Raw genomic sequence first — 10,176 nt, forward strand, 5'->3', positions numbered from 1 at the left:
TGTATCTAGGTCTTTATGTGGCGCTTGAGCGCATTCGTGGGCGCCCACGATTTATCTACCACCCCGGGGTGGTACCCCCCCCCCCCCGGCCGCCGGCCCCGGGAGCACACCGCTCCGGGGCCCGGCGGCGTTCGGGGCCCGTAGGGCGTGTCTTTCGCCCTAGGCTTCTCGGTATGCATGACGTACAGCCCCTGGTCGAAGCCGTCGACTCCCTGGCGGATCGTTTCCGCTCGCTGCCGCAGAGCAAGCTGCTGGGCGCCGTGCCCGGACACGCGTCGCGGGCGGCGGCCGTGCTGGCGCTGGCGCGCCGGCTGGCGGCGCTGGGCGGCGCCGCGGAGGGCGGGCCGGAGCGGGACTTCCCGGACGCGGGCCCGTTCGCGGTGGGGGACCAGCTGGCCGTCGCCGGGCACGACCTGGCGCTCGCGCTCGCGGCCCTGCCGGAGGACGCCGAGGTGGCGCTGCCGCGGCAACTCGGCGGCCCCGCGCGGGTGTCCGAGGTGCTGGCCGGGGCGGTCGAGGCGGTCGGCGAGACGGCGGCGCTCTGCGCGTAGGCGCCTCCCGGGCGCGCGCGAATGCCGAAGGCCGCCCGGGTCGGTAACCCCGCTGACCCGGGCGGCCTTCGGCGACGTGCTTCGACGCGCGGTGAGCGGGTGTCAGATGCTGGCGACCACCCGGTCGGCGAGGACGTAGACGGCTTCCTCGTCGGTGGAGAACGTCAGCGAGTACGAGCCGGAGAAGCGCGAGCCCCCCAGCAGCCGGACGTGCTCGCCGGCCCGGACCGCGTCGATCAGCCGGTAGGCGGCCTCCCGGTCGCCCGGGGCCACGCACAGCGTGGTGCCGTCGGCGAAGGCGTACACGTCCAGCGTGCCCAGCGGGCCCGGGCGCACGTCGATCAGGGCGACGCCCTCGTCGGCGAGGGTGGCCAGCCGGGTGTCGGTCCACTCGCGGGACGGCGCCTGGCTGGGCACGAAGTCGGGGTGCGAGGGGTGGCGGCGGGGGTCCGGCGCGGCGACCGGGGCGTCCTCGACGGCCGGTTCGGCGTCCAGCAGTCCGGCCTCCAGGCCGGTGGCGATCAGGTCGGCCTCGCGGCGGGCGCGGGCGTCACCGGAGGCCTCGGCGCCGGCCGGGTGCCCGGGGCGCAGCGGCGCGCCGCCGTCGGTGCCGGGCTCGGCCGGGGCGGTGCCGCCCTCGGTGATCAGGTCCTCCAGCGCGGAGCGCAGCGCCTCGCCGAACTCCGGGTCCATCGTCCCGGCGTTGTCGGCGGCGTCCTGCGGGCCGGTGGGGCGGGGGAAGAAGAGCGGCCACTCGTCGGTGCCGGAGAAGGCGCCGGTGAAGGGCGAGTCGAACAGTGGCGCGTCCTCGGCCGCGCGGGCCTCCTGCTCGGCCCAGAACGCCCGGGCCTCGGTGATCTCCCGCTCGCGGTCGGCGGCGAGCGCCTCGGTCACGGCCCGGCGTATCGCGGCCTCGTCGACCGCGGCCGGCGCGGCCTGGGCCGCGGCCTGTGCGTCCAGCCGGCGGGAGAGCCCGCGCAGGTGGATCAGCACGGCGGCCGACACAGTGATCAGGATCAGCAGCAGGATGGTGTAGACGGCGCTCACGGAACGTACTCCTAGCGAGGAGCGGAACGGGGTTACCTCTCCACACTGCCGCATGTGGGGGTGTGACCGCAGTGGCGAATGTCTAATTCGTCCCGGACTTTCGCCCTTGTCCCCAAATTGTTAAGTAGTACCGTTCTACGCTGCGGAGTTGATCCGCTCCGCAGTGTCGATTTCCGGGTCGGAAACGAACCGGAAGAGGGCCGGATCGACCTCGCGGTGTGATCCGGCCCTCAATTACTGTGCGTCACTCCAAATGGGTGGTCCAGACCCTTCCGGGGGTGCGGCGGACGGCAGTTGGAGGTCGGCGGGGGTCAGCTGAGGCGCTCGATGACCATCGCCATGCCCTGGCCGCCGCCGACGCACATGGTCTCCAGGCCGAACTGCTTGTCGTGCCACTGCAGGGAGTTGATCAGCGTGGTGGTGATCCGGGCGCCGGTCATGCCGAAGGGGTGGCCGACCGCGATCCCGCCGCCGTTGACGTTCAGGCGGTCCAGGTCGATGCCGAGGTCCCGGTAGGACGGGATGACCTGGGCGGCGAAGGCCTCGTTGATCTCGACCAGGTCGATGTCGCCGATGCTCAGGCCGGCCCGCTGCAGCGCCTGCTTGGAGGCCTCGACCGGGCCGTAGCCCATGATCTCGGGGGAGAGGGCGCTGACGCCGGTGGAGACGACGCGGGCGAGCGGGGTGATGCCGAGTTCGCGGGCCTTGGTGTCGGACATGATCACCAGTGCGGCGGCGCCGTCGTTCAGCGGGCAGCAGTTACCGGCGGTCACCGTGCCGTCGGGGCGGAACACCGGCTTCAGGCCGGACACGCCCTCCAGCGTGACGCCGGCGCGCGGGCCGTCGTCCGTGCTGACCACGGTGCCGTCCGGGAGCGTCACCGGGGTGATCTCGCGCTCCCAGAAGCCCGCCTTGATCGCGGCCTCGGCGAGGTTCTGCGAGCGCACGCCGAACTCGTCCTGCTCGGCGCGGGTGATGCCCTTGAGCGCGGCCAGGTTCTCGGCGGTCTGGCCCATCGCGATGTAGGCGTCCGGCAGCAGGCCGTCCTCGCGCGGGTCGTGCCACTCGCCGCCACCCTCCTCGGCGCGCTTGGCGGTGCGGGCCTGGGCCTCGTCGAAGAGCGGGTTCATGGTGCCGGGCATGCCGTCCGAGGTGCCCTTGACGCTGCGCGAGACGGTCTCGACGCCCGCCGAGATGAAGACGTCGCCCTCGCCGGCCTTGATCGCGTGCAGCGCCATGCGGGTGGTCTGCAGCGAGGACGAGCAGTAGCGGGTGATCGTCGCGCCGGGCAGGTAGTCCATGCCCATCTGGACGGCCACGATGCGGGCCAGGTTGTGGCCCTGCTCGCCGCCGGGCAGGCCGCAGCCGAGCATCAGGTCGTCGATGTCGCGCGGGTCCAGCTGCGGCACCTTGGCCAGCGCGGCCTGGATGACGTGGGCGGTCAGGTCGTCCGGGCGGACGTCCTTGAGCGAGCCCTTGAACGCCCGGCCGATCGGCGAACGGGTGGCGCTGACGATGACGGCTTCGGGCATGACGGGCTCCTCGCTGGCTTGACGGCGGACTGGCGTCCGGGAGGAAAGTTACCGCCTGGTAGGTCAGGCGTCACCAGCACCGGCGTGTGAGCTGGCCGACGTGTCCCCGGGAGCGGCGGGAGGCTCCCCGGGCAGCCCGGCACCCGGTGCGCCGACCGCCCACGCGCCGGGCAGGCCGCCCCGCAGGCGGTTGCGCAGCAGCGCCCACCGGCGGGTCGCGCCCTCGGCCTCCACCGCCGCCACCTCGGTGCCCGCCCGGCCCGCCGCGGCCGCCGCGGCCATCGCCACCGGCAGCACCGTCTCGGCCCGCCCCGGACCGGCCGGGTGCTCCTCGTCCGGCCACAGGCCCAGCGTGGCGCAGACCGACGGCAGGACGGCCATCGCGGCCGTCGCGTAGCCCTGGGCGGACGGGTGGTAGCGGTCGGCCGCGAACATCTCGGGCCGCGCGGCGAACTCCGGCCCCAGCAGCGAGCCCAGCGACACCGTCCGGCCCCCGGCCTCCACCACGGCGATGGTCTGGGCCGCGGCCAGCTGCCGGCTCAGCCGGCGGGCCACCCAGCGCAGCGGCGGGCGCACCGGCTTGATCGTCCCGAGGTCGGGGCAGGTGCCGACCACCACCTCGCAGCCGTTCGCCCGCAGCGCCGCGACGGCCTCGCCGAGCTGGCGGACGGCGAGCTGGGCCGGGCTGTGGCGGGTCACGTCGTTCGCGCCGACCATGATCACGGCGACGTCGGGGCGGTGCGGCAGCGCCTGCTCCAGCTGGCCCGAGAGATCGGCGGACCGGCCGCCGGAGCGGGCCGCGTTCACCAGCCGGACCGGGCGCTCGGCGACCGAGGCGAGACCGGCCGCGAGCAGCGCCCCCGGGGTGTCGCGGGAGCGCAGCACGCCGAGGCCGGCGCCGGTGGAGTCGCCGAAGACGGCGAGCACGAGCGGCGGCTGCGGTCCGGTGGCGGCGTCCGCGAAGGCCTCGCCGTAGACGCCGTCGGCCTTCGGCGGGTCGCCTTCGAGGATGCCGATGGCCTGGATGGCGAGTCTGCCCTCGGTCAGCAGCAGCCCCACCAGGCCGACCCCGAGCAGACCGAGGCCGCCGCCGCCGTACGCCGCGGCGGTGGCGATCCGACGGGCCACCCGGGCCCGAGAAACCTGTGCCCCTGGCATCCGGTGCCCCCTTCGCGTCCTCGTGCCGCCCCCTCCAGGGGCCACGAAATGTCTGCACGGCGTTCTTACCCGGTTGGGGGGTGCGGCTACCGGCGGCGTGGGCCGATCGGTGGGGGCGCGGCGGCTGCCGGCGGCGGGAGGGGAGGTGGGCCATTGGGGGCGGTGTGCACGAGGGGAGGGCCGGTGCGCCTGGCACGGCCTAGGCTTTGCCCTACCGAAAGCACTCGCATGCCCATAGACCGGGAGGACCCCCGTGCGGTACCACAACTCGATCATCGACCTGGTCGGCAACACGCCGCTGGTCAAGCTGAACAAGGTCACCGAGGGCATCAGCGCGACGGTGCTGGCGAAGGTCGAGTACTTCAACCCCGGCGGCTCGGTCAAGGACCGCATCGCGATGCGCATGATCGAGGCCGCCGAGGCCTCGGGCGCCCTCAAGCCGGGCGGCACGATCGTCGAGCCGACCTCCGGCAACACCGGTGTCGGTCTGGCGATCGTGGCCCAGCAGAAGGGCTACAAGTGCATCTTCGTCTGCCCCGACAAGGTGTCCACGGACAAGATCAACACCCTGCGCGCCTACGGCGCCGAGGTGGTCGTCTGTCCGACCGCCGTCGCCCCGGAGCACCCGGACTCCTACTACAACGTCTCCGACCGCCTGGTCCGCGAGACCCCGAACGCCTGGAAGCCGGACCAGTACTCCAACCCGGACAACCCGGCCTCGCACTACCACTCCACCGGCCCGGAGCTGTGGGAGCAGACCGACGGGAAGATCACCCACTTCGTCGCGGGCGTCGGCACCGGCGGCACCATCTCCGGCACCGGCAACTACCTGAAGGAGGTGTCCGGCGGCAAGGTCAAGGTGGTCGGCGCCGACCCGGAGGGCTCGGTCTACTCGGGCGGCACCGGCCGGCCGTACCTGGTCGAGGGCGTCGGTGAGGACTTCTGGCCCACCGCCTACGACCGCAGCGTCGCGGACGAGATCGTCGCCGTGTCCGACAAGGACTCCTTCCAGATGACCCGCCGCCTCGCCAAGGAGGAGGGCCTGCTGGTCGGCGGCTCCTGCGGCATGGCCGTGGTCGCCGCACTGGAGGTCGCCAAGAAGCTCGGGCCGGACGACGTCGTCGTGGTGCTGCTGCCGGACGGCGGCCGCGGCTACCTGTCGAAGATCTTCAACGACGACTGGATGGCCGACTACGGCTTCCTGCCCTCGGCCACCGACGAGGCCCACATCGGCGAGGTGCTGGCCCGCAAGGAGAGCATCGAGCAGGGCGGCGTCCCGCAGTTCGTCCACATGCACCCGAACGAGACGGTCGCCGAGGCGGTCCGGGTGCTGCGCGAGTACGGCGTCTCGCAGATGCCGGTGGTCTCCCCTGGCGCCGGCCACCCGGACATCATGGCCGGCGAGGTGATCGGCTCGGTCGTGGAGAAGCTGCTGCTGGAGGGCATCTTCGCGAAGGAGATCGAGCTCGCCGACGCGCTGGACAAGGTGATGTCCAAGCCGCTGCCGGTGGTCGGCTCGGGCGAGACGGTCACCAACCTGATGACCGTCCTGGAGAAGGCCGACGCCGCGGTTGTGCTGGTCGAGGGCAAGCCGCAGGGCATCGTCACCCGGCAGGACCTGCTCGGCTTCCTGACCGGTCGCGCCGCGCACTGACGCTCCGGCGCGCCCGGGCACCGGTGGCGCGCTGACGCGCGGTCACCGGGCCGCGCCCGCCGGACGGATGTGCAGGATTCGTCCACGGGCGAAGTGGTACACCGGCGTCACCTCCCCGCATCACGCGGTTAACAACGCTCCGGCATGGTTGTGTCAACGGCAACAAGCCGAGCGAGGCGACAGTGACCGTCCGGGAGCGGCTCCCCGGTGGTCGCGGTCGGCTCCGGACACGTCGGGCGGCCCTGACTCGGCCGGCCGTGTCCGCTCTCCCCGACCGCTTCGCGGAGGGAGGGGCACCGCTGCGGGAGGCGCCGTCGTCCCGCCCCTGTCCGGCTCCGGCCGGTCGACAGGGTGAGCGGCGGCTCCCGCAGCCGCCACCGCGCCGGTCGGCGCGACTCCGTGGCTCCCGGGTGGGGGAGCCCAGGCGGAGTGCGGTCGGGGCCGGTCCTTCTCCGAGGGACCGGCCCTTCCCGTACGCTCGCACGCATGACCAGCACTGAAACGACCGGCCAGGACGCACCGCGCTACGTCCGGCTCAAGATCGAACTGATCGCGGAGATCACCGACGAGGGCGCCCTCAAGGCGGCGGCCCTGGAGCAGGTGGCCGGCGACGACTACCTCGACGACGAGGAGCGCGCGCAGTCCGTCGAGGCCATCGAGGTGGACCCGTCGGGCTCGCTCGCCCACTTCATCGACCCGGTGGCGCTGCTCGGCGACGTGCCGGGCGTCGAGCTCGCCTCGGCGACCTGGGAGTCGGCCCAGACCGAGTTCGACCCGGACAACGAGGAGTGGGACGAGTACGCGGTGGAGGAGTCCGCCGAGTAGTCGTCGAGGACCACGGCTGCGGAAACGCCCGGCCCGCGCACGCGGGGGCCGGGCGTTTTGGCTCCGTACGGAGGCCGGCTGGGTCATCTCATAGGATCGCTTACCCTTCGGTGGTGGAACCGTGAACGGGCATATTGCGTTTCTGTATCCGTAATGCCCGGGATGATCAGCAGGGAGAACGCGACGTGACGGCACGCGACGGTCAGGGCCGGTCGGCCGGGGGCAACTGGAGCCGGCGCGGTGTACTCGCGGGCCTCATCGGGGCACCCGTCCTCCTGCTCGCGGCCTGCAACGACACCAAGAGCGCCGACGCGGGCGGTTCCGGCGGTGCCGGCGGCTCCGGGGGCGGCACTCCGGGTTCCGGCGGGAGCGGCGCGCCGAAGACCTCGACCGCCGTGATCACCGTCAGCCCGGCCGACGGCACCACCGCGGCCAGCTTCAGCGACCCGGTCAAGGTCACCGTCGCCAACGGCACCCTCGGCACCGTCAAGGTCACCGACTCCACCGGCAAGGAGCTGGCCGGCCAGCTCGCCTCCGACGGCACCGGCTGGACCTCCGCCACCGCGCCGGTCAGCGGGACCAAGTACACCGTCGCCGCCACCGCCACCGACAAGGACAAGCTGGAGGCGGACGCCAACGCCGTCTTCACCACCGCCACCCCGGCGAACACCTTCGTGGGGTACTTCACCCCCGAGGACGGCTCGGTCGTCGGCGTCGGCATGCCCGTCTCGATCAACTTCAGCAAGCCGGTCACCGACAAGAAGGCCGTCCAGCAGGCGATCACCGTGGTCGCCGCGCCCGGCGTCGAGATCGTCGGCCACTGGTTCTCCAGCACCCGCCTCGACTTCCGTCCGCAGGAGTACTGGGCCAAGGGCACCAAGGTGACCGTCCAGCTGCGGCTCAAGGACGTCCAGGGCGCCAAGGGCGTGTACGGCACCCAGTCCAAGGACGTGAGCTTCACCATCGGCCGCGCGCAGACGAGCGTCGCCGACCTCTCCACCAAGAAGCTCACCGTCACCACGGACGGCCAGGTCAGCGCCGTCTACAAGATCTCCGGCGGTGCGCCCGACCACACGACGTGGGGCGGCAAGATGGTCATCTCGGAGCAGTACACGCAGACCCGGATGAACTCGCAGACCGTCAACCTCGGCAGCGAGTACGACATCGCCGACGTGCCGCACGCCCAGCGCCTCACCACCTCCGGCACCTTCATCCACGGCAACTACTGGTCCCCGTCGTCGATCTTCGGCGGCCAGAACACCAGCCACGGCTGCGTCGGCCTCCAGGACGCCAAGGGCGCGGCCGACGGCGGCACGGACGGCTACAAGTTCTACAAGTCCTCGATGATCGGCGACGTCGTCGAGGTCGTGAACTCCGGCGACAAGACGGTCGCCCCGGACAACGGCCTCAACGGCTGGAACATGGCCTGGGCCGACTGGAAGGCCGGCAGCGCGGTCTGATCCGCGCCACCCGGGCACACCCGTTCCGGAATTCCTCCTCGGGCGGACCGAACCTCGCGGTCCGCCCGAGGAGTCAGACGGGTGTGAAACGCGAGCAGAGACAGCGACAGGACGCCGAGTTCAGCGCGTTCGTCGCCGGCAACGGCCGCCAGCTGCTGAGGCTGGCCGAGCTGCTGACCGGCGACCCCCACCGGGCCCACGACATCGTGCAGTCGGCGCTGGAACGCGCCTACCTGCACTGGCACCGGATCACCGGCGACGACCCCACCGCGTACGTCCGCCGGATCGTCGTCAACCAGCACCGCGACTGGTGGCGCCGGCTGCGCAACCGCGAGCTGCCCACCGACCGCACTCCGGACCGGCCGCTGGCCGAGGACCTCGCCGAACGGCAGGCCCAGCGGGAGCTGCTGAACCGGGCCCTGGGCACGCTCACCCGCAGGGAGCGGGCGGTCGTCGTGCTCCGGTACTACGGGGACCTCACCGAGGGCGCGATCGCGGCCGAACTGGGCATCGCCCGGGGCACGGTGAAGAGCACGCTGCACCGGGCGCTGTCGAAGCTGCGCGCACTGCCCGAACTCGCCGACCGCTCCGGCGGACCGGCGGGCCTCCCGACGCACATCGAGGTGACGGTATGAGCTTCGAGGACAGACTCGGAGAGCTGCTCAGGAACGAGGACCCGGACGCGGCCGGGCCGGACCCGGCACCGGTCATCGCCGCCGCGCTCCGCCGCCGCGCCAGGCGCAGGGCGGGGACCGGGGCGGCCGTCCTGGCGGTGGCCCTCGTCTGCGGGACGGCGGCGGTCACGGCGGGGAACACCGGGCCGGCCGGCCCCGCGAGCGCGGCGGGGGCGACCCCGTCGGCCGGCGGGCCGACGCTCGCACCGGCCACCTCGGGCCCGACGGCCGCGGCGGGCCCGGTGGAGCTGCCGTCCCCGGTGGTGAAGCAGGTCGCCCCGGGGGAGCCGGTGCAGGTCGCCGCCGACTTCCGGATCTCGGTGACCAGGACCGAGCGCTGTGACGAACTGGCCGACGCGGACGGGAAGTTCGTCGCCGCGCCGGTCTGCCGGGACGCCACGGGCGACAACCTCTCGCACGACGGGCCGGTCGTCTACTGCCAGATGAGCTCCACGCTCCAGCGCGACGTCGAGCCCTGCATGTACCTGGGGCCGGCTCCGGCGAAGATCGTCAAGTTCGTGGCAGGCGTGCCCGTCCCCGCGACCCTGGTCGTCACTCCGGGCATGGAGGGCTGGACGGCCTTCTACTTCACCGGTCCCAGCTCGATCCCGCGGAAGCTGCCGGGGGCGCCGCGGGTGCCGACCGACCCGATCGGGGTCTACGACGCCCAGGGCCGGCTGCTGGCCTCGTCCGACGGCACGGCGCCGGACGGGTCCCCGCTGCACGTACCGTCCGTGCGCTGAGCCGTGTGCTGAGGCGTGCGTCGAGCGAGCCCGGGCGGGTCAGCGCTTGGCGTAGTCGGCGAAGCCCTGCCAGTCGACGATCACGCAGGGGTCCTCGCCCAGGATCCAGGCGTCGTGGCCGGGCGGGCAGATCATGAAGTCGCCGGGGCCGAAGTCGGCCTGTTCGCCGTCGTCCATGACGATCCGCATGCGGCCGGACACCACGTAGCCGAGGTGGGCGGCCTGGCAGCTGTCGGTCTTGGCGATCGGCTTCACGTGCTTGGACCACTGCCAGCCGGGCTGGAACACGGCCCGGCCCACCGGGCCGGCGTCCAGGTTGACCAGCCGCAGCTCGCCCGAGCCCTCCTCGAAGGGGCGGATCTCCTCGGGATCGTCGAAGTTCTTCCTGACCAGACCGGACATGGCAGGCTCCTCTCCCCGCGGGGGGGCGCGCCCCCCGGGGCGGGGGGGGGGGCGGGCCCGGGGGGCCCTGGCCGGGGCGCCCCGGGCGGGGGGCGGGGCCCCCCGGGGGGCCGGCCCCCGGGGCGGGGCC

Annotated in this window: 10 protein-coding genes; 6 read left to right on the forward strand and 4 right to left on the reverse strand. The window is 73.1% G+C overall.

Annotated elements, in window-relative coordinates:
• The first annotated feature begins 173 nt into the window (after positions 1-173).
• Entirely contained in the window at positions 174-551 is a 378-nt protein-coding gene (locus ACFV4G_RS18480) for a hypothetical protein (protein ID WP_380441529.1), read from the forward strand.
• A gap of 102 nt (positions 552-653) precedes the next feature.
• Here the strand turns inward: ACFV4G_RS18480 and ACFV4G_RS18485 are convergent, their stop codons facing one another.
• From ACFV4G_RS18485 to ACFV4G_RS18495, 3 genes are all read right to left on the reverse strand, one after another.
• Positions 654-1,598 carry a hypothetical protein gene (locus ACFV4G_RS18485; RefSeq protein WP_380441530.1) on the reverse strand — a complete coding sequence of 315 codons (945 nt, stop codon included), beginning with the start codon at positions 1,596-1,598 and terminating at the stop codon, positions 654-656.
• A 311-nt stretch (positions 1,599-1,909) separates the two neighbouring features.
• Positions 1,910-3,130, reverse strand: a complete 1,221-nt coding sequence (locus ACFV4G_RS18490; RefSeq protein WP_380441532.1) for an acetyl-CoA C-acetyltransferase — start codon at positions 3,128-3,130, stop codon at positions 1,910-1,912.
• Positions 3,131-3,193: 63 nt separating this feature from the next.
• Complete coding sequence (locus tag ACFV4G_RS18495) at positions 3,194-4,288, reverse strand: SGNH/GDSL hydrolase family protein (protein ID WP_380441534.1); 1,095 nt, start codon at positions 4,286-4,288, stop codon at positions 3,194-3,196.
• Between the two features lie 253 nt (positions 4,289-4,541).
• On the opposite strand from ACFV4G_RS18495, the gene ACFV4G_RS18500 reads away from it, so the two are divergent.
• The 5 genes from ACFV4G_RS18500 (at position 4,542) to ACFV4G_RS18520 (ending at position 9,644) form a co-directional block, all read left to right on the forward strand.
• Complete coding sequence (locus tag ACFV4G_RS18500) at positions 4,542-5,942, forward strand: cystathionine beta-synthase (protein ID WP_380441536.1); 1,401 nt, start codon at positions 4,542-4,544, stop codon at positions 5,940-5,942.
• Between the two features lie 486 nt (positions 5,943-6,428).
• Positions 6,429-6,767 carry a hypothetical protein gene (locus ACFV4G_RS18505; protein ID WP_380441538.1) on the forward strand — a complete coding sequence of 113 codons (339 nt, stop codon included), beginning with the start codon at positions 6,429-6,431 and terminating at the stop codon, positions 6,765-6,767.
• Between the two features lie 185 nt (positions 6,768-6,952).
• Positions 6,953-8,227: an Ig-like domain-containing protein gene (locus tag ACFV4G_RS18510; protein WP_380441540.1), complete on the forward strand. Its 1,275-nt coding sequence runs from the start codon at positions 6,953-6,955 to the stop codon at positions 8,225-8,227.
• An 83-nt stretch (positions 8,228-8,310) separates the two neighbouring features.
• Positions 8,311-8,862, forward strand: a complete 552-nt coding sequence (locus ACFV4G_RS18515) for a SigE family RNA polymerase sigma factor (RefSeq protein WP_380441542.1) — start codon at positions 8,311-8,313, stop codon at positions 8,860-8,862.
• Positions 8,859-9,644, forward strand: a complete 786-nt coding sequence (locus tag ACFV4G_RS18520) for a hypothetical protein (protein WP_380441544.1) — start codon at positions 8,859-8,861, stop codon at positions 9,642-9,644. The genes ACFV4G_RS18515 and ACFV4G_RS18520 overlap by 4 nt, the downstream gene beginning before the upstream one ends.
• 39 nt (positions 9,645-9,683) lie before the next feature.
• Here ACFV4G_RS18520 and ACFV4G_RS18525 read toward each other — a convergent pair whose 3' ends face one another.
• Complete coding sequence (locus ACFV4G_RS18525) at positions 9,684-10,046, reverse strand: cupin domain-containing protein (protein WP_380441546.1); 363 nt, start codon at positions 10,044-10,046, stop codon at positions 9,684-9,686.
• Positions 10,047-10,176: the final 130 nt, after the last annotated feature.

Origin of the sequence: Kitasatospora sp. NPDC059747 (assembly GCF_042732955.1) — a bacterium.
Lineage (GTDB): Bacteria > Actinomycetota > Actinomycetes > Streptomycetales > Streptomycetaceae > Kitasatospora.